This is a genomic window from Naasia lichenicola, from assembly GCF_004801885.1.
GTDB classification, from domain to species: Bacteria; Actinomycetota; Actinomycetes; order Actinomycetales; family Microbacteriaceae; genus Naasia; species Naasia lichenicola.
On record NZ_SSSM01000006.1, the window covers coordinates 216,137 to 241,624 of the forward strand.

Annotated in this window: 21 protein-coding genes; 10 read left to right on the forward strand and 11 right to left on the reverse strand. The window is 69.6% G+C overall.

Annotation, left to right across the window (positions count from 1 at the left end):
* Positions 1 to 10: 10 nt before the first annotated feature.
* Positions 11 to 1,123: an o-succinylbenzoate synthase gene (gene menC / locus E6C64_RS17200; protein ID WP_136428907.1), complete on the reverse strand. Its 1,113-nt coding sequence runs from the start codon at positions 1,121 to 1,123 to the stop codon at positions 11 to 13.
* 105 nt (positions 1,124 to 1,228) lie between these two features.
* On the opposite strand from menC, the gene E6C64_RS17205 reads away from it, so the two are divergent.
* Positions 1,229 to 2,704: an MFS transporter gene (locus E6C64_RS17205; RefSeq protein WP_136428908.1), complete on the forward strand. Its 1,476-nt coding sequence runs from the start codon at positions 1,229 to 1,231 to the stop codon at positions 2,702 to 2,704.
* Positions 2,705 to 2,782: 78 nt separating this feature from the next.
* On the opposite strand, the gene E6C64_RS17210 is transcribed toward E6C64_RS17205, so the two are convergent.
* From E6C64_RS17210 to aroA, 3 genes are all read right to left on the reverse strand, one after another.
* Positions 2,783 to 3,523, reverse strand: coding sequence for an inositol monophosphatase family protein (locus E6C64_RS17210; protein ID WP_136429325.1), 741 nt, complete (start codon positions 3,521 to 3,523; stop codon positions 2,783 to 2,785).
* Positions 3,524 to 3,614: 91 nt separating this feature from the next.
* A complete protein-coding gene (gene rsgA, locus E6C64_RS17215) occupies positions 3,615 to 4,703 on the reverse strand; it encodes a ribosome small subunit-dependent GTPase A (RefSeq protein WP_136428909.1) in 1,089 nt (362 codons plus the stop codon).
* Between the two features lie 33 nt (positions 4,704 to 4,736).
* Positions 4,737 to 6,170 carry a 3-phosphoshikimate 1-carboxyvinyltransferase gene (aroA, locus tag E6C64_RS17220; protein WP_136428910.1) on the reverse strand — a complete coding sequence of 478 codons (1,434 nt, stop codon included), beginning with the start codon at positions 6,168 to 6,170 and terminating at the stop codon, positions 4,737 to 4,739.
* A gap of 308 nt (positions 6,171 to 6,478) precedes the next feature.
* Here aroA and E6C64_RS17225 point away from each other — a divergent pair, with 308 nt between their 5' ends.
* A complete protein-coding gene (locus tag E6C64_RS17225; RefSeq protein ID WP_136429327.1) occupies positions 6,479 to 7,234 on the forward strand; it encodes a sigma-70 family RNA polymerase sigma factor in 756 nt (251 codons plus the stop codon).
* Positions 7,231 to 7,470, forward strand: coding sequence for a zf-HC2 domain-containing protein (locus E6C64_RS17230; protein ID WP_136428911.1), 240 nt, complete (start codon positions 7,231 to 7,233; stop codon positions 7,468 to 7,470). The genes E6C64_RS17225 and E6C64_RS17230 overlap by 4 nt, the downstream gene beginning before the upstream one ends.
* Before the next feature lie 184 nt (positions 7,471 to 7,654).
* On the opposite strand, the gene E6C64_RS17235 is transcribed toward E6C64_RS17230, so the two are convergent.
* Positions 7,655 to 11,578: a multifunctional oxoglutarate decarboxylase/oxoglutarate dehydrogenase thiamine pyrophosphate-binding subunit/dihydrolipoyllysine-residue succinyltransferase subunit gene (locus tag E6C64_RS17235; protein ID WP_233255698.1), complete on the reverse strand. Its 3,924-nt coding sequence runs from the start codon at positions 11,576 to 11,578 to the stop codon at positions 7,655 to 7,657.
* Positions 11,579 to 11,684: 106 nt separating this feature from the next.
* On the opposite strand from E6C64_RS17235, the gene guaB1 reads away from it, so the two are divergent.
* Positions 11,685 to 13,121 (forward strand): GMP reductase, encoded by a 1,437-nt coding sequence (gene guaB1 / locus E6C64_RS17240; protein ID WP_136428913.1) that lies wholly within the window; start codon positions 11,685 to 11,687, stop codon positions 13,119 to 13,121.
* Between the two features lie 78 nt (positions 13,122 to 13,199).
* On the opposite strand, the gene E6C64_RS17245 is transcribed toward guaB1, so the two are convergent.
* Entirely contained in the window at positions 13,200 to 14,159 is a 960-nt protein-coding gene (locus E6C64_RS17245) for a hypothetical protein (protein WP_136428914.1), read from the reverse strand.
* A gap of 347 nt (positions 14,160 to 14,506) precedes the next feature.
* On the opposite strand from E6C64_RS17245, the gene E6C64_RS17250 reads away from it, so the two are divergent.
* Complete coding sequence (locus E6C64_RS17250; protein ID WP_136428915.1) at positions 14,507 to 15,841, forward strand: hemolysin family protein; 1,335 nt, start codon at positions 14,507 to 14,509, stop codon at positions 15,839 to 15,841.
* Positions 15,838 to 16,878, forward strand: coding sequence for a hemolysin family protein (locus E6C64_RS17255; RefSeq protein ID WP_136428916.1), 1,041 nt, complete (start codon positions 15,838 to 15,840; stop codon positions 16,876 to 16,878). The genes E6C64_RS17250 and E6C64_RS17255 overlap by 4 nt, the downstream gene beginning before the upstream one ends.
* 78 nt (positions 16,879 to 16,956) lie before the next feature.
* Here the strand turns inward: E6C64_RS17255 and E6C64_RS17260 are convergent, their stop codons facing one another.
* Positions 16,957 to 18,036 (reverse strand): NADH:flavin oxidoreductase/NADH oxidase, encoded by a 1,080-nt coding sequence (locus tag E6C64_RS17260; RefSeq protein WP_136428917.1) that lies wholly within the window; start codon positions 18,034 to 18,036, stop codon positions 16,957 to 16,959.
* On the reverse strand, positions 18,033 to 18,737 hold the full coding sequence (locus E6C64_RS17265) for an HAD family hydrolase (protein WP_233255699.1): 705 nt from the start codon (positions 18,735 to 18,737) through the stop codon (positions 18,033 to 18,035). The genes E6C64_RS17260 and E6C64_RS17265 overlap by 4 nt, the downstream gene beginning before the upstream one ends.
* A 93-nt stretch (positions 18,738 to 18,830) precedes the next feature.
* Between E6C64_RS17265 and E6C64_RS17270 the strand changes: the two genes are divergently transcribed.
* From E6C64_RS17270 to E6C64_RS17285, 4 genes are all read left to right on the forward strand, one after another.
* Positions 18,831 to 19,670 carry an ADP-dependent NAD(P)H-hydrate dehydratase gene (locus tag E6C64_RS17270; RefSeq protein ID WP_136428918.1) on the forward strand — a complete coding sequence of 280 codons (840 nt, stop codon included), beginning with the start codon at positions 18,831 to 18,833 and terminating at the stop codon, positions 19,668 to 19,670.
* A 257-nt stretch (positions 19,671 to 19,927) separates the two neighbouring features.
* A complete protein-coding gene (locus E6C64_RS17275) occupies positions 19,928 to 20,413 on the forward strand; it encodes an FMN-binding protein (protein ID WP_136428919.1) in 486 nt (161 codons plus the stop codon).
* Positions 20,400 to 21,338, forward strand: a complete 939-nt coding sequence (locus E6C64_RS17280) for an FAD:protein FMN transferase (protein ID WP_136428920.1) — start codon at positions 20,400 to 20,402, stop codon at positions 21,336 to 21,338. Before E6C64_RS17275 ends, E6C64_RS17280 begins: the two co-directional genes overlap by 14 nt.
* Positions 21,335 to 22,849: an FAD-dependent oxidoreductase gene (locus E6C64_RS17285; RefSeq protein WP_136428921.1), complete on the forward strand. Its 1,515-nt coding sequence runs from the start codon at positions 21,335 to 21,337 to the stop codon at positions 22,847 to 22,849. Before E6C64_RS17280 ends, E6C64_RS17285 begins: the two co-directional genes overlap by 4 nt.
* Before the next feature lie 2 nt (positions 22,850 to 22,851).
* Here E6C64_RS17285 and E6C64_RS17290 read toward each other — a convergent pair whose 3' ends face one another.
* From E6C64_RS17290 to E6C64_RS17300, 3 genes are all read right to left on the reverse strand, one after another.
* Positions 22,852 to 23,643, reverse strand: coding sequence for an amino acid ABC transporter ATP-binding protein (locus E6C64_RS17290; protein ID WP_136428922.1), 792 nt, complete (start codon positions 23,641 to 23,643; stop codon positions 22,852 to 22,854).
* On the reverse strand, positions 23,640 to 24,503 hold the full coding sequence (locus E6C64_RS17295) for an amino acid ABC transporter permease (RefSeq protein WP_136428923.1): 864 nt from the start codon (positions 24,501 to 24,503) through the stop codon (positions 23,640 to 23,642). The genes E6C64_RS17290 and E6C64_RS17295 overlap by 4 nt, the downstream gene beginning before the upstream one ends.
* Positions 24,504 to 24,589: 86 nt before the next feature.
* A complete protein-coding gene (locus E6C64_RS17300) occupies positions 24,590 to 25,453 on the reverse strand; it encodes an ABC transporter substrate-binding protein (protein ID WP_136428924.1) in 864 nt (287 codons plus the stop codon).
* Between the last annotated feature and the right edge of the window lie 35 nt (positions 25,454 to 25,488).

Here is a 25,488-nt window from a genome sequence, read left to right on the forward strand (position 1 = left end):
GCCCATCCGCTCAGCGCGGGTCGGAGCCGATCCACCGGGTGCTGACGGTGACCTCCTCGAGGCGGTCCATGATCGGCAGGCGGGCGATGCCCGGAACGGTCGGCACGCGGATGAAGCCGTCCTCGAGCACGAACGGCTCGGTGATGTCCTCCCGGTAGAACCGGTCGGACCCGGAGATGTCGCCGGGGAGGGTGAAGCCGGGCAGCGCCGCGAGCGCGGCGTTCGCGCCGCGGGCGATCCCGGTCTCGAGCATGCCCCCGCACCAGACGGGGATGCTCGCGGAGTAGGCCAGCTCGTGGATCCGCATGGCTTCCAGATAGCCGCCCACCCGGCCCGGCTTGATGTTGATGATCTGCGCCGCGTTCAGGGCGATCGCGTCCGCCGCCGCCCGCGCTGACACGATCGACTCGTCGAGGCAGATCGGGGTGCTGATCATCCGCGCGAGCACCGAGTGCAGTCGGATATCGTCCTCGTACAGCGGCTGCTCGATCAGCAGCAGCCCGTAGTCGTCGAGCTCCTGGAAGATCGCGACATCGTCGAGGGTGTACGCCGAGTTCGCATCGACCTGGAGCGGGATCTCGCCGAACTCCGCACGGAGCGCCTTTACCGGCTCGATGTCCCAGCCGGGCTTGATCTTGATCTTGATCCGCTGGTAGCCCTCGTCGAGATAGCCGCCCACGGCCGTGACGAGATCTGCGATGGACGGCTGGATGCCGACGGAGACCCCGCTCGGCACACGGTCCTTCGTCACTCCGAGGTAGTCCGCGAAGCTCTGCTCCGCGGACCGGAGCTGCGCGTCCAGGATCGCCATCTCGAGGGCGGCCTTGGCGATGCGATGGCCGACGAACGAGTGCAGCACGGGTCCGACCCGACCCGCCGTGAGGTCGGACTCCTTCAGCAGTGCGGGGCCGAGGAACCGTTCGATGACGTCGAGGGCGCCCACGACGTACTCGCTGGAGTAGACCGGCTCGGGCAGGGCGACGCACTCGCCCCACCCCTCGACGCCGTCCGCGACTGCTCGCACCAGCAGCGCCGTGCGCTCGGTCTGAGTGCCGAATGAGGTGACGAAGGGGGAGACCAGGGGCAGGGTCACGACCCGCAGCTCGATGCCGTCGATGCGCATCCGTCGATCCTGGCACTGTTCGCGCCCGCGTCGAGCGAGGGTTCCGCTCGCCGAGCTGACGGGGGCGCAGGCGACTGCCCCCACGGCGGGTATACCGTGGAATCGATGTCCACCTCGCCTTCGACCAGTGCGTCGGACGGCGCTCCCGAGATCGACGAGCGCACCAAGCGCAGGGCCTTCATCATCTGCGTCGCCGTCGCGGCGCTGACCATCCTCGACCTGTCCAAGGTCAACGTGGGACTGCCCTCCATCGAGGCGTCCCTCGGTGCCGGTCCCTCCGAGCTGCAGTCGATCGTCGCCGGGTACGCGCTCGCCTTCGGCCTCGCGCTCGTGCCCGCCGGCCGGATCGGGGACATCGCCTCCCGACGCACCATGTTCCTCATCGGCGTCAGCCTGTTCACCCTGACGAGCCTGGCCTGCGCGCTCGCGCCGAACACCACATTCCTGCTGATCTTCCGCTTCCTCCAGGGCATCGCCGCCGGCATCCAGATGCCGCAGGTGATCGGGCTACTGCAGCAGCTCTTCCAAGGGGCCGAGCGAGCGCGTGCGTTCGGCACGTTCGGCGCGACGATCGGGCTCAGCACCGCCTTCGGGCCCACCATCGGCGGTCTGCTCATCTTCGTCGGCGGCGAACAGGACGGCTGGCGGCTGCTGTTCTGGATGAACATCCCGCTCGGCATCGCGCTGCTCTTCTTCGCCGCCCGCCTTCTGCCGCGGAAGCAGATGGCCCCCAGCGGGCCGGCAGACCTCGATCCGGTCGGCATCGCGCTGCTCGGCGGCGCGATCCTCACGCTCATGCTCCCGTTCGTGCTCACCACAGGCGGGCCGACGGACGATCCGCGACGCTGGTTCTTCCTCATCGGCGCGGTCGCGTTCGCAGCGGCGTTCACCCTCTGGGAGCACCGCTACGCCGACCGGGGCAAGACGCCGGTGGTGCGATTCGCGCTGTTCAAGCTCGGCTCGTATCGCAACGGGCTGCTCATCGCGACGGCCTACTTCGCCGCGCTGCCTGCCACCTTCTTGCTGACCACGCTCTACCTGCAGCAGGGCCTCGGCCTGCAGGCGGTCTTCGCGGGCATGGTCACCATCCCGTTCGCGCTCGTCTCGGCCGTCACCGCATCGATCGGCGGACGGCTGGTGGAGAAGCGCGGGCGCTCACTCGTGGTGACCGGGCTGGCCGTGGTCCTCGTCGGCTTCGGTCTTGCCGTGCTGGCGGCGACGCTGTCCCCGCGCGAGCTCACGCCGTGGCTGATGGCGGCGGCGCTCGCGGTCGCCGGGCTCGGCGGCGGATTCGTGATCTCGCCGAATCAGACGCTCACCCTCGCCGATGTGCCGGTCTCGGAGGGCGGAGTCGCCGGTTCGATGGGCCAGCTGGGTCAGCGGATCGGCACGGCCATCGGAGTCGCGGCCGCATCCTCCACCTTCTTCTCCACCCTCTATGCGGAGGGTGGCGGAAGCGACGCCGGGCTGGCGATCTACCACGACAGCTACCGCAATGGCCTGCTGGTGTCGCTCTCGCTGATCGCCGTCGCACTCGTGCTCGGCATCTTCGACCTGCGTCAGCGGGTCAAGGCCGCCTGAATCTGCGCGGATCAGCGAACACGCGAAATGCGCCTGATCCGCCAGAGGCCCGGGGCGGTTCTCCTGACGCCCGAGGGTCTAGGCGACGGAGATGGCCGAGACGGTCGCGTCGTGCAGGAGCCCGTTCGTCGCGAGCGCGGTGCCCTCCCACGGACCAGCGACGCCGTCGAACGAGCTGAAGCGGCCGCCCGCCTCCTCGACGATCGGGATGAGCGCCGCATTGTCGTAGGGCTGCATCTCCGGTTCGCCGGCGATGTCGACGGTGCCCTCGGCGACCATCATGTACGACCAGAACTCGCCATAGCCGCGGGTCCGCCAGACCTGCTCGGCGAGCGAGAGCAGCTGCGGTCCGCGGCCCCACTCCATCCAGCCCTTGAGGCTGTTGTAGCTGACCGAGGCGTCGGCGAGCGTCTGCACGCCTGATGCCCGAATGCGGCGGGCATCTGCGCCGGGGGAGTCGACGGTCCACGCGCCCTCGCCGCGGGCCGCCCACCAGCGCCGGCCGAGCGCCGGGGCGCTGACCACGCCGACCACGGGCATCCCGTCGACCGCGAGCGCGATGAGCGTTCCCCATACGGGCACGCCGCGGAGGAAGTTCGCTGTGCCGTCGATGGGGTCGAGGATCCACTGTCGACCGGGTTCGCGGGTGCCGCCGTACTCCTCGCCGAGGATCCGGTCGTGCGGACGGGACTCGCGCAGCGCCGCTCGGAGCGCCTGCTCGACGGCCCGATCGGCGTCCGTCACGGGAGTCCGGTCGGGCTTGGTCTCGATCTTCAGATCGAGCGCGCGGAAGCGGTCCACCGAGATGACATGCGCCATGTCGGCGAGGTCGCGGGCCAGCCGGAGATCGTCCGCGAGGTCGAACAGAGGGGCGCCGTCGTCGTTCTGAGGTGCAGGGTCGCTCACGCGATCAGCCTAGCGACGGGCTGTCCGCCTCCCCGGCGCGGGCGGTGCCGCCGAGGCTCGTGAGGATGGTCGTGAGCGATTCGAGCCGGCGCTTGCCGACCTCGCCGAGCTCGAGGTCGTCGATGACCCGATCGACGATCTCCCAGTCATGGGCGTCGCGCAGCGCGATCCCGTCCGGCGGATCCCCGTCCGGCACGATCGCCCGCGCGGCGAAGGAGAGGATCACGTTCTCCTTGACCACGTGGCCGAGGCCGAATGAACGGACACCGGGGGTGTCGACGATCCAGCCGGTGCCGCCGCCCGGCGCGCGCACCCGCAGGGAGACCGTCGACGAGGAGGTGTGGCGTCCACGGCCGGTCACCTCGTTGACCACCCCGACCGCGCGGTCGGCCGTGGGGACGAGCGCGTTGACGAGCGTCGACTTGCCGACACCCGAGTGCCCGACCGCAACCGTGGTGTGCCCGACGAGGCGCTCGTAGAGGGCGTCGAGGGGCGGATCGTCGGAGGCGCTCGTGATCACATCGAGATCGAGGACGGCGAACTCCGACAGGAACTCGGTCGGGTCGGCGAGATCGGTCTTGGTGATGACCATGATGGGCTCGATCCCGGCGTCGAAGGCGGCGACGAGATAGCGGTCGACGAGGCGCGTGCGCGGCTCGGGATTCGCGGCGGCGACAACGATGAGCATCTGATCGGCGTTCGCGACGATGATCCGCTCGACGGCGTCGGTGTCGTCGGCGCTGCGGCGCAGCAGCGAGGTGCGCGGCGCGATCCGGACCACCCGGGCCAGCGTGCCATCCTCGCCGGTGACATCTCCCACGACATCCACGAAGTCGCCCGTGACCATCGAGTTGCGACCGAGCTCGCGGGCCCGCTTGGCGAAGATCTCGTGCTCGTCGTCCTCGCCCTCGCGGACGAGCACGCCGACGCGGCCGCGATCCACCGTGAGCACGCGGCCGCGCTGCGCGTCGGAGTGCTCGGGGCGCTGCTTGGACCGTGGTCGGTTGCCCTTGGGATTCGGGCGCACCCGTGCGGCCGATTCGTCGTACTCGCCGTACGGCCCGTCGTCGTCGGCGTCGTCGAGCCAGCTCACTGCCGTCCCCTCACAGGCACGCCCTGGCGACGGTCACTCCGGCACTTCCAGGTTCGGGGTGAAGCCGCCCGTGTTGATCCGTCCGAGCATCTGCGACCACAGCTTGGGGAAGTCGGGCATCGTCTTGGCCGTGGTGGTGATGTCGTCGACGATGATGCCAGGAACGGCCAGCCCGAGGATCGCGCCGGCCGTCGCCATCCGGTGGTCCTCGTAGGCGCCCCACATCCGATCCGTGGCGCGCAGCTGTCCCGGGCGGATGGCGAGTCCGTCCTCGAGCTCGGTCACCTGGCAGCCGATCGCGTTCAGCTCGGTCGCGAGCGCGGCAAGCCGATCCGTCTCGTGGCCCCGCAGGTGTCCGATCCCGGTGACTCGACTGGGACCGGTCGCGAGGGCGCAGAGCGCCACGATCGCGGGGGCGAGCTCGCCCCCGGCGCTGAGGTCGATGTCCATCCCGGCGAACTTCCGGCCGCCGATCACTCCCTCCTGCCCATCGACCGTGAGGGCGTCGCCCACTCGGCTGACCTGGGCGCCGAAGCGGGCGAGCAGGTCGCGCAGATGGTCGCCGACCTGCGTCGTCGACTCGGGCCAGCGGGGGATCGTGACCGATCCTCCGGCGACGAGCGCAGCCGCGAGGAAGGGTGCGGCGTTGGAGAGGTCGGGTTCGATGACCACCTCGCGACCGGCGATCGGACCCGGCTCGACGATCCAGACGCCGGTCTCGGGCGAGCTCACCTCGACCCCGCGGTCGCGCAGGACGGCGATGGTCATCTCGATGTGCGGAAGGCTCGGCAGGTGCTCGCCGGTGTGACGCAGTGTCAGACCGCGTTCGAAGCGGGCGGCGGCGAGCAGCAGACCGGAGACGAACTGGCTCGACGCCGAGGCGTCGATCTGGATCTCGCCGCCCTCGATCCGTCCCGTGCCGTGCACGGTGAAGGGGAGGGTGCCGCGGCCGTCGTCGCTCACGTCGATGCCCAGGGCGCGCAGGGAGTCGATCGTCGTCCGCATGGGGCGTCGCGACGCGGCCGCATCGCCGACGAAGGTCACCGGCCCGAGAGCCAGGCCGGCCACAGGGGGAAGGAAGCGCATGATCGTGCCGGCCAGGCCGCAGTCGACCGAGACGCCACCGCCGAGCTCGCCGGGCGTCACGACGAGGTCGGGTCCGAAGCCCGTGTCGGTCCCGTTCACGGGATCGATGGTCACTCCGAGCTCTCGCAGGGCATCGATCATCAGGATGCTGTCGCGCGAGCGCAGGGGCGCGATCAGGCGCGACGGCGACTCGGCGAGGGCCGCGAGGACCAGCTCGCGGTTGGTCAGCGACTTCGATCCGGGAAGAGCGACGCGGGAGCCGAGCGGGCCCGTCGCATTCGGTGCCAGCCATGCCGTGGTGGGCGGCGGAACGGCCACCCGCGACTCGAACTCGTCGCCCGGCAGCTCGAACTGCGGCGAGGAATACCCCAAGATGCCCATCGGTTACCTACAGTACTGGCCACCGCCGACCGGCGGATCGAGAGACGCATCGAGAGGATGGGACGGCGATGATGACAGCACTGCTCGTGCGCCCCCGTTCCACGACGGCTCCCACCTTCGCCGGACCGCGCGAACCCGGCGAACTAGGCTGGAGCGCGATGAGCAATCCCGCGGACCAGTCCGCCCCCGCAGTGCTGGAAGAGACCGCCCTCGAGCAGGCCGGAGAGGCGCCGGTCCCGGCCGAGCTCGCCCCAGACGTCGATGCCGAACAGGTCGATGCTGAACAGGTCGACGAGGCCGAGGACACGATCGAAGAGGCCCTCGACGCAGAGGACGAGGCCGACGAGGCAGAGGCGGACGATGCCGCCGCCCCGAAGCCCTCCCCGTCCGACCTTCGCGCGCTCTTCGAGGAGCAGGCGCTGCCGTTCATCGACCAGCTGTACGCCGCCGGACTCCGGATGGCGCGCAACCCCGCCGATGCGCAGGACCTGGTGCAGGAGACCTTCGTCAAGGCGTACGCGGCCTTCGCCGGATTCCAGCAGGGCACGAACCTCAAGGCGTGGCTGTACCGGATCCTCACCAACACCTTCATCAACAGCTACCGCAAGAAGCAGCGCAACCCGTACCAGGGCACCATCGACGACCTCGAGGATTGGCAGCTCGGCAGCGCCGAATCCGCCACCTCGCCGGTCGGACGCTCCGCCGAGGCCGAAGCCATCGATCACCTGCCCGACTCCGCGGTCAAGGACGCCCTTCAGGCGGTGCCCGAGGACTTCCGGATGGCCGTCTACTTCGCCGACGTCGAAGGGTTCTCCTACCAGGAGATCGCCGACATCATGAAGACGCCGGTCGGCACCGTGATGAGCCGGCTGCACCGCGGCCGTCGCATGCTGCGCGAGCTGCTGGGCGAGTACGCCAAGGAGCGGGGCATCGCCGTCGGAGAGACGTCGCGTCGCCGTTCCACCAAGACCACCGCGAGCGTCGCCTCCAACGGGGCGAGCGCCGGGAGCACGAGCACCGACACTACGGCAGTGCCGGACGAGGGAGCAGGGACCAGATCATGACCGATTGCGGATGCGACAAGGCCAAGCAGGAGCTCGAAGAGTACCTGCACCATGAGCTCAAGGGCGCCGATGCGGCGGACATCCGAGAGCACATGGAGAACTGCGTCGACTGCTCCGGCGAGCACAAGGTCGGCCTGGTCCTGACCGAGGCCGTCAAGCGTGCATGCAAGGACCAGGCGCCCACCGAGCTGCGCGACCAGGTCCTGCTGCGCATCCGCACGCTGCAGTCCCACTGACCACCAGGCTCACTGACCCGGGCCGCACCCCTTCTCGAATTGCCACTTCTGGCTCCCACACCTCGGTGTTGAGAGCCAGAAGTGGCAATTCGTCGTTTCAGGCGCAGACGAGATGCCACTTGCCGTCCCTATTCGGCAGGAATAGGGACGGCAAGCGGCATCTCGATGCGCGACAGCGCGAGGGCTAGCCGATGGCGCGGGCGACCAGGTCGGCCTGCTCCTTGGCGTGGCGCTTGGCCGAGCCCGCGGCCGGCGACGCGGCAGCCGCCCGGCTGACCACGGAGACCGTGCGGCCGTGCAGGTGCTTGCTGAACTCGAGGCAGACGAACGGCCACGCGCCCTGGTTCTCGGGCTCGTCCTGCGCCCAGACCAGCTCGGCGTTCGGATAGCTGTCGAGGACCGCGTTGAGCGGCTCGATCGGCACCGGGTAGTACTGCTCGACGCGCACCAGCGCGACGCTCTCGGGGTTCTCGCGCTTGGCGGCCTCGGCGAGGAGGTCGTAGGCGATCTTCCCGGAGTGCAGGACGACGCGTGTGACGGCGGCCTCGTCGGTGATCCGCGCATCGTCGATGACCGGCTCGAAGCGCCCCGACGTGAAGTCGGCGACCTCGCTGGTCGCGCTGCGCAGGCGCAGCATCGACTTGGGCGTGAACACCACGAGCGGGCGGCGCGGGCGGGAGTACGCCTGACGACGGAGCAGGTGGAAGTACGACGCGGGGGTCGACGGCTGCGCGACGGTCATGTTGTTCTCCGCGCACAGCTGGAGGTAGCGCTCGATGCGGGCGGACGAGTGGTCCGGTCCCTGGCCCTCGTAGCCGTGGGGGAGCAGCAGCACGACCGACGAGCGCTGAGCCCACTTCTGCTCGGCGGACGACACGAACTCGTCGATGACGGTCTGCGCGCCGTTGGCGAAGTCGCCGAACTGCGCCTCCCAGAGCACGAGCGCATCGGGACGCTCGACGGAGTAGCCGTACTCGAAGCCCATCGCCGCGTACTCGCTGAGCAGCGAGTCGTAGATCCAGAACTTGGCCTGGCTCTCGCTGAGGTTGGCGAGCGGCAGCCACTCCTGACCGTTCTCACGGTCGTGGAAGACCGCGTGCCGCTGCACAAATGTGCCGCGACGCGAGTCCTGGCCGGCCATCCGAACCGGGGTGCCCTCGAGCAGGACCGAGCCGAGGGCGAGGAGCTCTCCGAACGCCCAGTCGATCGAGCCGGAGCGGCTCATCTCCGTGCGCTTCTTGAGCAGCGCCTGCAGCTTCGGGTGCACCGAGAATCCCTGCGGCGGGTTGGCGTGCGCGTCGCCGATCAGGGTGACGACGGACTCGGCGATGCCGGTGGTCTCGGGCTCGCCGGCGGCCGCGTCTCCGCGCTGCGACTCGGGGAGCTCGATGTCAGCGACCGCGTCGGAGTCCGCGTCGACCTTGACGATCGGGATCGACGAGGTCTGCGCGGCGTGCGTCTCGGCGAACGCGCGCTCCATCCGGTCCTGGAAGTCCCGGTGGGCGTTGTCGTACTCCTCCTGCGTGATGTCGCCACGTCCGACGAGCGCCTCGGTGTACAGCTTGCGCACGCTGCGCTTGGCCTCGATGAGGTTGTACATCAGCGGCTGGGTCATCGAGGGGTCGTCGCCCTCGTTGTGCCCGCGGCGGCGGTAGCAGACGAGGTCGATGACGACGTCCTTGTGGAAGGCCTGCCGGAACTCGTAGGCGAGCTCGGCGACCCGGGCCACGGCCTCGGGGTCGTCGCCGTTCACATGGAAGATCGGCGCCTGGATCGCCTTGGCGACATCGGTCGCGTAGACGGAGGTGCGCGACTCGTGCGGGGGAGTGGTGAAGCCGACCTGGTTGTTGACCACGAGGTGCACGGTGCCGCCGGTGCGGTATCCGCGCAGCTGCGACATCTGGAGGGTCTCGAAGACGATGCCCTGTCCGGCCATCGCGGCGTCGCCGTGGATGAGGATCGGCAGCACCCGGAACGAGCCGACCGGCTGGCGATCCTGCTTGGCCCGCACGATTCCCTCGAGGACGCCGTTCACGGCCTCGAGGTGCGACGGGTTGGCGGCGAGGTAGACCGGGATCTTCGCGCCGCCCGCACCCTGGTAGGTGCCCTCGGTGCCGAGGTGGTATTTGACGTCACCGGAGCCCTGGACCGTCTTGGGGTCCTGGGTGCCTTCGAACTCTCGGAAGATCTGGCCGTAGGTCTTGCCGGCGATGTTGGTCAGCACGTTGAGACGCCCGCGGTGCGCCATTCCGATGGCGACCTCGGACAGCTCGTCCTCGGCGGCACGCTGGATGACGGTGTCGAGCATCGAGATCAGCGATTCGCTGCCCTCGAGGCTGAACCGCTTCTGGCCGACGTACTTGGTCTGCAGGAAGGTCTCGAAGGCCTCGGCCTCGTTGAGCTTGCTGAGGATGCGCATCTGCTCGTCGTGCGTCGGCTTGACGTAGGGACGCTCGACCTTGTCCTGAATCCACTTGCGCTGCTCTGGCACCTGGATGTGCATGTACTCGATGCCCACTGTGCGGCAGTACGAGTCGCGCAGGATGCCGAGCACCTCGCGGAGCAGCAGGGAGCGGCGGCCGCCGAAGCCGCCGACCACGAAGTCGCGGTCGAGGTCCCAGAAGGTGAGGCCGTGACGCTCGATCTCGAGGTCGGGGTGGGTGCGCTGGCGGTATTCGAGCGGATCGATGTCCGCCATCAGATGCCCGCGGACGCGGTACGCGTTGATGAGCTCCTGCACGCGGGAGGTCTTCGAGACAGTGTCCGAGAGGTCGACCGCGATGTCGGAGTTCCAGTGGATCGGCGCGTACGGGATGCGCAGTGCCGCGAAGATGTCGTCGTAGAAGCCGCGCTGCCCGATGAGCAGCTCGTGCACCATCTTGAGGAACTCGCCCGATCCTGCGCCCTGGATGACGCGGTGGTCGTAGGTCGAGGTCAGAGTGATGGTCTTGCCGATGCCCAGGTCGATGAGCGTGTGCTCGGACGACCCCTGGAACTGAGCCGGGTACTCGAGGGCACCGGCGCCGATGATGGCGCCCTGGCCCCTCATCAGCCGCGGCACGGAGTGCACGGTGCCGATGCCGCCGGGGTTGGTCAGCGACAGGGTGGTGCCCTGGAAGTCGCCGGCCTCGAGCTTGTTCCCGCGGGCCTTGCGCACGAGCGCCTCGTAGGCCGCGACGAACTCGCCGAAGTCCATGGTGTCGGCGCGCTTGATCGACGGCACCAGCAGGGCGCGGCTGCCGTCGGGCTTGGGCATGTCGATGGCGATGCCGAGCGCGACGTGGGCGGGCTGCACGACCGATGCCTTGCCGTCGATCTCGGCGTAGTGCACGTTCTGGCTCGGGAACTCCTTGAGCACCTGGACCAGCGCCCAGCCGATCAGGTGGGTGAAGGAGATCTTCCCGCCGCGGGTGCGCTTGAGGTGGTTGTTGATGACGATGCGGTTGTCGATCATCAGCTTGGCGGGGATCGTGCGCACGCTGGTGGCGACCGGGATGGACAGGCTCTGGTCCATGTTGGTCGCGAGCGACTTGGCCATCCCGCGCAGGGGGACGACGGTGTCCTCGACGGGCACGTCGGAGCGCATCGCTGCGGCGGGGGCCTCGGCGGGGATCGGCTGCGACTTCGGCGGCGCCGAGGTGGTGCGGGCCGAGATCTGACCCGTCTGCGGCTGAGACGCCAGCGGCTGCGCGGTGTCGCCCGAGACGGTCTGGGTCGGCATGGTCTGGGTGGGTGCCTGCTGCGTCGGCACCTGCTGCGTGCCCGGTGCTGGCTCGGCCGGCGGCGTCGGGACGGTCGGCTCAACGGGTGCCGGCGGATTCGGCTCGGGGGAGCCCGGCGCGCTCGGTGTAGAAGCGGGTGGCGGCGCGATCGACGGCGCGGGCGTCTCGGGGCCTCCAGGAGCCGTCGGCGCACCGGGGGCGTCGGGCAGAGAGCCCTCCGCGACGTGCGACTCGACGGGATGGTAGGCCTCGAGGATGGGCCACCACGACTTGTCGACAAGATTCTTGTCCACGATGTACTGCTCGTAGAGCTCGTCTACAAGCCACTCATTGGCGCCGAACTCTCCGGCCGCCCCTTCGTCAGTTCCGGTCAATTGACTCGACACGGGTGCTCGCCCACTCTCCATTGCCTCGGCTGTGCGTCCGGTCCTCAAGCCTAAACCCGTTAACGAGACCGGAGGCCCAAGCTGGGCGCGCGCTACCGTAGTTCTCATGGAGTTCCACGGCTCGATGCCCAGCCACGACCTGACCTACTCCGATGTGTTCCTCATCCCGAGCCGTTCCGGCATCCGCAGCAGGCTCGACGTGTCGCTCGCCACCCCCGACGGGACGGGCGCGACGATCCCGATCGTCTCGGCGAACATGAACTCGGTCACGGGGCCGGGGCTGGCGGCGTCGCTCGCACGACGCGGCGGGCTGGGAGTGCTCCCACAGGACATGCCGCTGCAGGAGCTCGGTGAGGCGATCGCCTGGGTGAAGGCCCAGCCGACCCAGTTCGACACCGCGCACGTGCTGCCGTCCGAGGCGACGGTGGAGGCCGCCCGCCAGCGCCTCCCCGCGCTCGAAGGCCACGGCATCGTCGTGATGGACGGCGAGACCCTGGTCGGCGTGGTCCCCGCGACCCGCCTGGGCACCGCGCTGGCCGATGCGCGCCTCGGCGATCTCGTGCACGGCCGCCACCCCGCCCTGGAGGCGGACGACATCGACTCTCCCAAGGCCGCGTTCGACGCGATGGTCGCGGCGGACATCGAGTTCGCTCCCGTCCTGCGGCACGGAAGAGTTGTGGGCACGATCAGCCGGAAGAGCGCGGTCCGTCAGGCCATCTACACGCCCGCCGTCGATGCCTCCGGTCGACTGCGTGTCGCCGCTGCCGTCGGGATCAACGGCGATGTCGCTGCGAAGGCGAAGGCGCTCGTCGCCGCAGGGATCGACGTGCTCGTCGTCGACACCGCGCACGGCCACCAGGAGGGGATGATCGCGGCGCTGGCCGCGATCCGCTCCCTGAAGCTCGACATCCCGATCGTCGCCGGCAACGTCGTCACCGCCGAGGGCGTCCGCGATCTCGCGGAAGCCGGAGCGACCATCGCCAAGGTCGGCGTCGGGCCGGGCGCGATGTGCACGACCCGGATGATGACGGCGGTGGGTCGTCCGCAGTTCTCCGCCGTGCTCGAGACCGCGCAGGCCGCGGCCGAGCTGGGCGTGCACGTATGGGCCGACGGGGGAGTGCGCTACCCGCGCGACGTCGCGCTGGCGCTCGCCGCCGGCGCCGCCTCGGTGATGATCGGCTCCTGGTTCGCCGGCACGATCGAGGCGCCCGGCGCGCTGCAGACCGACGCCTCCGGGCGGGTCTACAAGCTGAGCTGGGGCATGGCGTCGACGAAGGCTGTGCACGAGCGCTTCGGCCGCCTCGACCCGTACGAGCTGGCTCGCCGCGAGCTGTTCGCCGAGGGCATCTCGGGGTCGAGCATCTACCTCGATCCGCTCCGCCCGTCCGTCGAGGACCTGCTCGACATGATCACCTCGGGCGTGCGCTCCTCCTTCACCTACGCCGGGGCGAGCACGGTCGAGGAGTTCCACCAGCGCGCTCGGGTCGGCATCCAGTCGGCCGCGGGCTACGAGGAGGGCAAAGCCCTCCCGGTCTCCTGGTAGCCGCCCACATAACGCGCACCTGCGGACACCACGAGGCGCAGCGGACAAAACGCGCCCGGGTGCCAGCACGTTTTGTCCTCAGCGCTGCGTTGAGCGGACGCGGGCGCGCTGGACGGTCGGAAGTCCGTGGCGGCTCAACTCATAGGCGAGCAGGGCCGGCGACATCGCGTCGGACCAGATCCACCGAGCGACCTGCGGGCCGAGCGCGCGAAGTCGATCTTCACGAAGCTTCTCCTTCCACAGGTTGTCGTCGGGAGTGCCGGCGAACCGCCCGGACTGGTACTTGATCCGCCCGTCGAACTCGCCGATCAGGTTGTGCTCGGGCCACCAGAAGTCCACACGTCCGACGAAGCCGCGAGAGTCGGAGAAGTCGTACTGGAGCAGGGGAGCGGGGAAGCCGGCCTCGTGGATGACCGCCCTGCTGAGGGATTCGCCGGGCGAGTCCGAACGCGGATCGGCGAACGCGGCGACCCGCCGCGCTTTGCGGATGCCACGAGAGATGACCGACTCCTCGGCCGCCTGTCCGAGCTGCTCGACGGTCGTCAAGCGCTGGCGGAGCGCGGCATCCGCAGGGACGACTGCATCGCCGAATGGGAGCGTGCTCGCGAGATCGAGGATGGTCCGAGTCGGGGTGGTGGCGATCAGGCCGACGGCTGTGCAGAGCTCCGACGCGTCGAGCTGCAGGGGACGCTGCCGCACATCGTTGCCGGGCTTGCCGGACGCGATTCCGTCGACCGCCACCGACATCCGGGCGTCCTTCGATTTCAGCAGCGGAAGCCCATGCAAAATCGCGGCGGACCCATGGCAGAAGACAGGGGCGCGGTCGACTACGAGTGCGTATGCCCACATCCGAGCGATGGAACGATCGCGTGGGCCGAGTGCCGTCCAGACCTCGGTCGGCAGATAGACACCCCGCCTCACCCGGACCAGCCGTCCTCGTTCCACGTCTCTGCTGTAGCGGCGGATGTCGTCGCCCGACTGGCGGACGTCGCGAGCGACGATGAGAGCATCGATGAAGTCAGCGGTCTGCAGCGGCATCGGGTCAATCTGTCCGATGCGACAACCGCGTGGAGGCTCATCCCGACATCTGTGCAGAACACGCCCGGTCCACCTCCTGTGGACGCGCGGCATTGATCGCTCGCGGCGCAGTCCGTCCCTCCTGATAACGAGTCTCTGCGGACAAAACGCGCTGGTGCCCAGGCGCGTTTTGTCCGCAGGGACGCGTTCGGGCAGTGTTGGCGCGGCCACCCAGGGACGGGAGAGCGTGCGTCGGTTATGCTGATCGTTCCGATGGACGCCTCTCCCTCCGCCCATATCGAGCCGCTTCGTGCGGCTTCCCTTCTCCGTGACTCATCTGCGGATCGATGCATGCTGGGCGGGCATCGATGAACGAGTGGATCCTGCTCGCCGTGGGCCTCGTCCTGACGGTCGGCACCGGCTTCTTCGTCGCCTCGGAGTTCGCACTCGTCAACCTCGATCGCGCCGACCTCGAGAGCCGTGAGGCCAAGGGCGAACGGCACCTGGGGCCGATCATCGGCGCCCTCAAGATCACCTCGACCCACCTGTCGAGTGCACAGCTCGGCATCACGCTGACCACGCTGCTCACGGGCTACACGATGGAGCCGGCGATCAGCTCGCTGCTCGAGCGTCCCCTGCTGGCGACGGGACTTCCCGAGGGCTTCGTGCGTCCCGTCGGTGCGGTCGTCGGCGTGCTCATCGCCACCCTGCTGTCGATGATCCTCGGCGAGCTCGTGCCGAAGAATCTCGCGCTCGCCGTGCCGCGCACCGCGGCGAAGATCGTGATCCCGTTCCAGGTGGGCTTCACGATGGTCTTCCGCCCCATCGTCGCCCTGCTCAACGGCTCGGCGAACGCCATCCTCCGACTGTTCGGGATCGAGCCGAAGGAGGAGCTGTCGGGAGCACGCACGGCTGAGGAGCTCAGCTCGCTCGTGCGCCGATCGGCGATGGCCGGCGTGCTCGACAGCGACACCGCCACGCTGCTCACCCGCACGCTCAACTTCTCGGAGCACACGGCCGCCGATGTGATGACCCCGCGTCCCCGGATCGCGAGCCTGGAGCGGGGCAACACCGCGCACGACGTGATCGGCCTCGCCCGTCGGACCGGCTTCTCGCGCTTCCCCGTCACCGACGAGGGGCTCGACGACATCGTCGGCTTCGTGCACGTCAAGCAGGCCGTCGCCGTCCCGCGGGAGAAGCGCCAGCTGGTCCCGGTGGGCGCACTGCAGACGGACGCCATCCGCGTGCCCGAGACGATGAAGCTCGACCTGCTGCTCGACGAGCTGCGCGCCAGCGGCTACCAGATGGCCGTCGTGGTCGACGAGTACGGCGGAACCGCGGGCGTGACCACGCTCGAGGACCTCGTGGAGGAGCTGGTCGGCGACCTCGTCGACGAGCACGACCGTCGCCGGGCCGGCGTGGTCCGATCCGAGACCTCCCTGACCTTCCCCGGCAGCCTCCGCCCGGACGAGCTGATCGAGCAGGCCGGCATCACCGTGCCGGAGGACGGACCCTATGAGACCGTCGCCGGCTTCATGCTGAGCGAACTCGGACGGATCGCCGTCGTCGGCGACGAGGTCACGATCCCGGCCGGTGTGCTCCGTGTGCTCCGGATGGATGGACGCCGGATCGACCGCGTCCGCTTCACGCCGACGGTGCCCGTCACCGAGTCGGAGTCGACCTCGAGCAAGGTGTCCTCGTGAGCGCCGACTGGGCGGGAATCGCCTGGCTCGTCGTGCTGCTGCTCGTCAACGCGTTCTTCGTGGGCGCGGAGTTCGCCGTCATCTCCGCGCGTCGATCCCAGATCGAGCCGCTCGCCGAACAGGGCAAGCGCAGCGCCAAGACCGCGCTGTGGGCGATGGAGCATGCGACGCTCATGCTCGCCACCTCGCAGCTCGGCATCACCGTCGCCTCGCTGCTGATCCTCAATGTGAGCGAGCCGGCGATCCATCACCTGCTCGAGATTCCCCTCGGACTGACCGGACTCCCCGAGGCCGTGACAGGGACCATCGCCTTCGTCATCACGCTCGTGCTCGTGTCGTTCCTGCACGTGATCATCGGCGAGATGGTGCCGAAGAACATCTCGTTCTCCATCCCCGACAAGGCGGTGCTGCTGCTCGCGACGCCGCTCGTCTTCATCGCGACGGTGCTCCGCCCGATCATCGCGAGCCTCAATGCGATCGCCAACGCCGCGGTCCGCCTGCTGCGGATCGAGCCGAAGGACGAGGCCGCGAGCACCTTCACGCTCGAAGAGGTGCAGACGATCGTGTCGCAGTCCACCCGCGAGGGCGTGCTCGACGACAGGAGCGGTGCGCTCACCGCGGCGTTCGAGTTCACCAGCAAGAAGGTCCGGGACATCGCGCTGAGCCTCGACAAGCTGGTGAGCCTGCCCGAGAACACGAGCGCCGCCGAGCTGGAGCGGGCGGTGGCCCAGCACGGCTTCTCCCGCTACGTGCTGGTCGATGTGACGGACGAGCCGACCGGATACCTGCACCTCAAGGATGTGCTCGAGCTCGACGACGACGAGTACGACGACCCGGTGCCCACGAAGTTCGTGCGTCAGCTCGTCTCGATCTTCCGTGACACCGAGCTCGAGGACGCCCTCGCCACCATGCGACGGATGGGCGTGCACGTCGCCCGCGTCTTCGACGAGGCGGGATCGACGACGGGCGTGCTCTTCCTGGAGGACATCATCGAGGAGCTCGTCGGCGAAGTGCAGGACGCCACCCGCCGCCGCTGAGCTGGATGTCGGGCGCGGCGCATCGCACCGGCGCAGTCGCCCGCAGGCTGGCGGCGACCGAGCGCGAACGAGCCGAGATCAGCGCCAGCGGGCGCGGACGTACTGCGGCGGCCAGTAGTCGAGCTCGACTCCCAGCTCGTGGGCGGCGCGCAGCACGAAGTGCGGATCGCGCATCATCTCGCGGCCCATCATGACCGCCTGCGCCTGACCCGATTCCACGATCTCCTGGGCCTGCCGCGACGTGGTGATCAGACCGACCGCGTTCACCTCGACGCCGGCGGTCTGCACCTGGGCCGCGAACGGCACCTGGTAGCCGGGTCCGAGGGGGATCTGCACACCGGCGGTGAGTCCGCCGCTGGAGATGTCGAAGTGATCGGCACCCGCATCCGCTGCCCATCGGGCGACGATCGTGGTCTGCTCCGCATCCCAGCCGCCCTCGGCCCAGTCCGTCGCGCTGAAGCGGACGAGCACGGGCACCTCGTCGCCGACCTCGTCGCGGACCGCGCGGATGACCTCGAGCAGCAGGCGGGCGCGGTTCTCGAGGCTGCCCCCGTAGCCATCGGTGCGCTGATTGGAAAGGGGGGACAGGAACTGGTGGATGAGGTAGCCGTGGGCGGCGTGCAGCTCGACGAGGTCGAACCCGGCGTCGAGCGCGTTCCTTGCTCCGGTCACGAAGGCGGCCACGATGCGGTCGATGCCTGCCCGATCCAGGGCGACGGGCGTGCCGTAGCCAGGGAATGGAACAGCCGACGGGGCGGCGGTCGGCCAGCCGCCGTCTTCCGGGGCGATCGTGCCCTTCCCGGACGCTCCCCACTCCGGATGGACGGATGCCTTGCGGCCGGCATGCGCGAGCTGGATGCCCGCCGTCGCGCCCTGGCTGTGCAGGAAGTCGGTGACGCGCCGCCACCCGGCGACCTGCTCCGCATTCCAGATGCCGGTGTCCTTCGGCGAGATCCGCCCCTCCGGCTCGACAGCGCTGGCCTCGGCCACCACGAGCCCGGCGCCGCCCATCGCCATGGCACCCAGGTGCACGAGCTGCCACTCGGTCGGCACCCCGTCCTCGGCCTCCACCGAGTACTGGCAGAGGGGCGGCACCCAGATCCGGTTGCGGATGGCGACACTGCGGATGGTCAGTGGGTCGAACAGTCCGATGGTCATGCTGAGGCCCCCATCGATGCGGATGCGGATGCGGATGCGGATGCGGATGCGGATGCGCTGGGAGATGCGGACGCGCTGGGAGTGAGCCCCTCCAGGAAGTCGCGCAGCTCGTCGGCGCCGACGAAGACGTGCCCGGCGATGCCGATCGACTCGGCGCCGCGCACGTTGACCTCCCTGTTGTCGATGAAGACGATCTGATCGGCGGGGATGCCGAGCGCTTCGGCGACATGCTCGTAGATGGAGGGCTCGGGCTTGAGCAGGAGCAGCTCGCCGCTGACGAAGAAGTCATCGAACATGCTGCCGAGCGGCGAGAAGCGGAACGCGCCGCCGAAGTCGGGACCGGCGTTCGACAGCAGCGCGGTGCGGGTGCCGCCTGCTTTCAGATCGGTGAGGATCTCGAAGACGACGGGTGCCACGCTCAGCCAGCTGCGGAAGTCGGCGAGCCAGATCTCGTGGATGCGGGCCGGGCTCCAGCTGACGCCGAGATCGCGCGCGATGTCTGCCCAGTACTGGGCGGTGCCGATGGTGCCGCGGTCGAGGTCGTCTCGGGTGGCCCAGTATCGGGGCCAGAGCGCTTCGGGATCGACGCCCGCCAGCTCCTCGACGATCCGCTTGTCGGCATCCGTCGGGCTGACCGAGATGACCTCCCCGTAATCGAAGACGACGACGCGGTCAGGGATGGAGATGGGTCCGAAGCTCACACTTCACCGTATCGGCCGAGGATGGGGGCTTCGTCGGCGGCCGAGCTCGTCGGCGATCGGGGCGGATGCGGTGCGCAGTCCTAGGCTGAGCCGATGAGCGACTGGCGCGACTGGACGGCGGCGGAGACCGCAGCCTGGATCCGGGTTCCCGAGTCCGGCGACGACAAGTACAGTCGCGGCGTGCTCGGGATGCTGACCGGATCGGCCGAGTACCCCGGCGCGGCGGTGCTCGGCGTGGAGGGTGCCGCACGCACCGGACTCGGCATGATCCGCTACCTCGGCGACGAGCGAGCCGCCGACTTCGTGCTGCACCGCCGCCCCGAGATCGTGACCGGGGCGGGACGAGTGCAGGCATGGCTGGCGGGGTCGGGGATGGACTCATCGACACGGTCGGGAGGGCTCGCCGAGCAGCTGGGCGCCGCACTAGCGGAGGGGCTGCCGACGGTCCTCGACGCGGGTGCGCTCGACCTCGTCGACCGGGCTGCAGGCCCTGTGGTGATCACTCCGCACTTCGGTGAGCTCGCCCGGCTGCTCAGCGCCCGGGGCGACGAGGTCGAGAAGTCGGACATCGCCGAGCTCCCCGCCCAGTGGGCGCGCGCCGCCGCCGATCGGCTCGGGGTCGTTGTGCTGCTCAAGGGCAGCACGACCTATGTCGCCGCGCCGCGCGGGGAGGGCATCCGGGTCGCCGCGGGTCCCGCCTGGGTCGCCACCGCCGGCGCGGGCGACGTGCTCGGGGGAGTGCTTGGCGCCCTCCTGGCCTCGCATTCCGAGCGGGTGCTCGCCGAGCCCTCTGTGCTCGCCGAGGTGGCGGCCGCAGCCGCGCATCTGCACGGCAGGGCCGGAGAGCTCGCGTCGAGCGGGGGACCGATCGTCGCGCTGGACCTCGCCGAGGCGCTGCCGGCTGCGATCAGAGAGCTGCTCGCCGGAGCGTGATCCCGGGCTCGATCGCGGGTGCACCCCCATCCTGGACATCGCCTGGACTGGCTGAACGATTGCCGCAGCGTGCCCGTGTTCCTCTCGAGGGGCCGACGCGGCGACGCGCATCCGTCGTTCCGCCGTGCGGCTGTACCGCTGCGGCGGCGCGGCTGTGCTGCGCCATCGATGCGCCTCTTGGGCGATCCTGAGACTCCTTCGAGGGGACGCGGGATGTCGCCTGCCATTGTGAACACGTCACCCAGCGAGGAGCCCTCATGATCCAGGACCACACCAGCCGACTCGACCGTCGGGCGCGCACCGTGCGCATCGCCCGCCCCGTGCTCACCACCATCGCGGGCCTCGGCTTGATCGGAGGCCTGGCCGCCTGCTCGCCCGCCGAGGCGGAGACCGATCCGGGCACGACGACCGGCTCGGGCGGCTCAGGCGGCTCAGGCGGCTCGGGCGGCTACGTCGACGGCACGTACGAGGCGGAGGGCAGCTACACCTCGCCGGGTGGCCAGGAGTCGATCTCCGTCTCACTCACCCTCGCGGGCGATGTGGTCACCGCGGTCACCGTCACCCCCGAGGCGACCAGCGGCAACGCTGCTCAGTATCAGAAGGCCTTCGCGTCGGGCATCGCCGATGAGGTGGTCGGCGTCGACATTGACGACCTCTCCGTCGACAAGGTGTCGGGATCGTCCCTCACCAGCGGCGGATTCAACGACGCCGTCGAGACGATCAAGGCTGATGCCGCAGCCTGATCTCGTCTTCGAGGCGATCGGGACGCGCTGGGCGATCAGCACCCCGGTGCCGCTCACCGAGGGCCAGCGGGCGCGGGTGGCCGAGCGGATCGAGACCTTCGACCTCGCCTATTCGCGCTTCCGCACCGATTCGCTCGTCGCCGACCTGGCGCGCCGAGCAGGCGAGGTGCTGTTCCCGGATGACGTCGACGCGATGATGGCCGTCTACCGCCGTCTCTACGAGGCGACGGACGGTGCGATGACCCCGCTGGTCGGCGCCTCTCTCGAACGGCTCGGCTACGACCGCGACTACTCGCTGACCCCGAGCGGCGCCGCGCTGGCCAGCCCGGTCTGGGACGACCGCGTGAGCCTCAGCCGGCACGCCATCCGGGTGAGCGAGCCGACCCTGCTCGACTTCGGGGCGGCCGGCAAGGGCTACCTGGCCGACCTCGTGGTCGAGGCGCTGGCGGAGGAGGGCATCACCGACTGCACCGTCGATGCCGGGGGCGACCTCGTGCACCACGGCTCGGCGCCGCTGCGCATCGCGCTCGAGCACCCCTACGACGCCGGCAAGGCCATCGGCGTGATCGAGCTAGAACGCGGCGCGCTCTGCGGCTCGGCCACGAACCGTCGTGCGTGGGGCAGCGGCCTGCACCACGTGCTCGACGGGCTCACCGGCGAGCCGGTGCACGAGGTCGCGGCCACCTGGGTCCTGGCCGACACCGCACTGGACGCCGACGCGCTCGCGACGGCGCTGTTCTTCGTCGGAGCCGACCGGCTCGCCGACTTCGACTTCCGCTTCGTCAGGATGTTCACCGACGGCAGCGCCGAGTTCTCACCCGATCTCCCCGGCCGGCTGTTCCTGCGCGAGGGTCGCCCGACAGGTGGCCGCTCCGCGTCGGGCTCCCGCGTTGTAGGACATGCCAGCCAAGGACAGGCCCGATGATCGCCACGATCGACCGCACCCTCAGCAGGGTGCCGATGTACCGGCTGATGAGCATCGCGCTCGGCGTCATTCTCGTCGCCGCGATCATCTCGTCCCTCGCCGGCGCTCTCTTCTACTCGCCCCTGTCGCTCATCCTCTCCGCCGTCGTCGCGGTGCTCTCTACCGCGCTGACGTCGCGGCTGTTCGCCCTGATCTTCCGCTCGCGGGTGCACGGCGAATCGTCGATCATCACCGGGCTGATCATCTTCTTCCTCATGCTGCCGAGCGTCGAGGTCGGCGGGCTGCTGGTGATCGCCCTGGTCGGATTCTTCGCGGGCGCCTCGAAGTACGTGCTCGCCTGGCGGGGCCGCCACCTGTTCAACCCGGCCGCGATCGGCGCGTTCATCGTGAGTCTGACCGGGCTCGGTGCGGCCGGATGGTGGGTGGCCACCCTGCCGCTCCTGCCCTTCGTTGTGCTCGGCGGCGCCGCCATCCTCTGGCGCACGCGCACGCTGATCGTGCCGCTGGTCTTCATCGGCACGACCTACCTTCTCGTCATCACTCCGCTGCTGAGCTTCGGGGCGGATGCGTTCGCGACGGCGATCGTGTCCTATCCGATCCTCTTCCTCGGCATGTTCATGCTCACCGAGCCCCTCACCCTGCCGCCGCGACGTTGGCAGCAGGTCGTCGTCGCACTCGTCGTGGCCGTGCTCTTCGCCCTGCCGCTCTATCTCGGCAGCTATCTCTCGACCTCGCTCTCCTTCGGCAACTTCTACCTGAGCCAGGAGTTCGCGCTCGTGATCGGCAATCTCGTCGCGGCCGCCATCGCGCTGCCGGCGGGCGCCCGGCTGCGGCTGATCGGATCGCGCGAAGTGGGACCGGGCAGCCTCGAGTTCGCCTTCGAGTCGGACCGGCCGCTGCGTCGTCGGGCCGGCCAGTACGCGGAGCTGCACGTGCCGCACCGTCGCGCCGACGCGCGCGGCGAGCGCCGCCACCTCACCGTCGTCTCCGCACCTGAGAGCTCCGGACGCGACATCACCGTCGCGGTCCGCATGCCCGAACGGCGCAGCTCGTTCAAGTCGGCGCTCGCCGAGCTCAAGCAGGGCGATGACGTGCGGCTCACCTGGCTCGGCGGCGACTTCCTGCTGCCGAAGGATGAGAAGACCCCCGTCCTTCTCGTCGCCGGCGGGATCGGGATCACACCGTTCGTGGGACAGTTCGCCGAGGCGGCGGCGGGGGGCCGCGATGTGACGCTCGTCTACCGCGCATCCTCGTCGGACGACCTGCTCTACCGCGATGAGCTGGCGGCGGCGCGGGCTCCCGTCGTCGTGGTCACCCGTGACGAGCCGACGGACCTGCCGTTCGGCTGGTCGTGGCAGCCGGATCTCGCGGCGGCCTTCGCATCGCTGGCATCGGTGGGGTCGCGGACCGCGCTGCTCTCGGGCACGCCGACGTTCGTGGCCCGTGCGACGGGCGCGCTTCGGGCCGCCGGAGTGAAGCGCATCCACACAGACCGCTTTTCGGGCTATTGAGCTCAGCCCGCGCTGATCCGAGCCAGGAACTCCCGGGTGCGGACATGCTGGGGAGCCCCGAGCACCTGGGCGGCCGGACCCAGCTCGGCGACCACCCCTCCGTCGAGGAAGGCCACCCGATCGGCCACATCGCGTGCGAATGACATCTCGTGGGTCGCCATCAGGATCGTCGTCCCGGTGTGCGCGAGCCGACGGACGAGGGCGAGCACCTCGCCGACCAGCTCGGGGTCCAATGCGCTGGTGATCTCGTCGAGCAGCAGCAGTCGCGGCTCGGTGACGATGGCACGGGCGAGCGCCACCCGCTGCTGTTGACCGCCGGAGAGCCGATCGGGGAACTCCCGCTCCTTCTCGAGGAGGCCGACCTGCTCGAGGAGCTCCCTGCTCCGCCTCTCGGCCGCGGATCGCGACCAGCCGTGCACGTGCCGGGCGGCGAGAGAGAGGTTGTCGAGCACCGACAGGTGCGGGAAGAGGTTGAAGTGCTGGAACACCACTCCGATCCCGGCCCGAACCGCGTTGGCATCGACGCGGGGATCGGAGATGTCGGCGCCGTCGAGCAGGATCTGGCCGTCGTCGATCGGCTCGAGCAGGTTGACCGCTCTGAGCAGCGTGGACTTGCCCGATCCGCTCGCTCCGATCAGGGCGATGACTTCGTTCTCGGCGACGTCGAGACTGACGCCGCGGAGCACGGCGGTCGCGCCGAACGACTTGCGCAGCTCGATCAGCCGAAGCAGGGGAGTTCCGGGCTGCGGGATCTCGGGCCCGGGCCGTCCGGACGTGGGAGTGGTGGCGCTCATACGTTGCTGCCGATCTGCTCTCGGGCGCGCACTCGCGCGCTGTACCAGTCGGTCAGACGGATGGTCGGCAGTGCGAGCAGCACGAAGAGCAGGCCGGCCAGCACGTAGGGGGTGAAGTTGAAGCTCGAGGCCGTCTCTATCTGCGCGGCGCGCACCGCATCGATGGCGCCGAGCACCGAGATCAGGCCAACGTCCTTCTGCATCGAGACGAAGTCGTTCATCAGCGCCGGCGCGACCTTGCGGACGGCCTGCGGCAGCACGACGAGCCGCAGGGTCTTGGCATGGCTGAGTCCGAGCGCGCGTGCGGCAAGACGCTGGGAGGGATGCACGGCCTCGATGCCGGCACGCAGCACCTCGGCGACGTAGGCGGAGTAGGTCAGCACGAGCGCCACCGTGCCGAGGACGATGGCAGACGGGCGCTCGGCGAAGAGCCCGAGGCCCGGTATGCCGAATCCGACGATGTAGAGCACGATGATCAGCGGCAGCCCGCGGAACAGGTCGGTGTAGCCCGCAGCCAGCGCGCGAAGCGGGAAGAAGACGGACCCGCGCAGCGTGCGCGCGATCGCGATCAGCGAGCCGAGGATGAGCACACCGACGGCCGCGACGACCAGCACCTGCAGGTTCACCAGCAGTCCGCCGAAGACGCGCGGCCACGCCTCGACGGCGGCTGCGGGATCGAGGAACGTCTTCTGCACCCGCGCCCAGCCCGGAGTGTTGATCAGCGTCAGCCAGACGATGACCGCGAACACCACGGTCGACCCTGCGCCAACGAGTACGGACCTCGTCGACTGGCGGCGCCGGAAGGCGCGACGGTCGAGCTCGAGGCGCGACGGCTCGGCGCGCCCCTGTCCATCGGTCATCCGCTGACTATCCCAGGTGCCGATGTCGGTGCTGCTGAATGCGGTGCTGCTGCATGCGGGTCTGCGGAGTGCTGCTCACGTGCGCCCTACTGAAGGACGGGGGCGCCGATGCTGTCCGCCAGCCACTCGGAGGCGAGCGAGTCGAGGGTGCCATCGGCGCGGAGGGCGTCGACCGCGTCCGAGACCTCGCCGGTGAGGGCGCTGTCCTTCGTCAGCACGAAGCCGAACTCGTCGCCGGTCTTGCCGTCGGCCGGAGGCAGCTGCCCGACGATCAACCCGCCCTCGACGCCGCCCTCCTCGGGGTCCGCGCTCGCGAGATACAGCGCGGTCGGCAGGTCGACGACGATGGCATCGACCTGGCCGTTCTGCAGGGCGAGCACAGCGTCCTCGTTGGTGTTGAACACCTGGGCGCCGGCGGTAGGGGCGATCTGCGCCTCGATGGCGTCGAAGCTCGTCGTTCCTGTCTGCGCGCCGATCAGCATGTCCGTGAGCTCGGCGATCGAGCCGGCACCCGCGGCCTTGGAGCCCTCGATGGTCAGCACCGCCTGGGACGACTCGTAGTAGGCCGTCGACATGTCCACGTTCTCCTTGCGCTCGTCGGTGATGGAGAACTGCTGCAAGTTGATGTCGAAGGTCTTCGGGCCCGGAGCGATCGCCTCGTCGAAGGTGGTCCGCACCCAGACGACATCGCTGTCGTCGAAGCCGAGCTGCTCGGCGACGGCATAGGCCACGGCCGATTCGAAGCCCTTGCCCGATGCGGGATCGTCGCCTTCGACCCAGGGGGAGTAGGCGGGCTCGCCGGTGCCGATGGTCAGCTTGCCGTCGGTGACGTACCCCGATGAGTCGGTCGCGGCGTCGGTGCCTCCGCTGGAGCACCCGGCGAGCAGGACGAGGGATGCGGCGGCGGCGAGCGCGGCGGCTCCCGCTCGGATCGAACGGCGCACGGTCATGGGAACTCCTCGGAGGTGAAGGCGGGGCAGGTGCG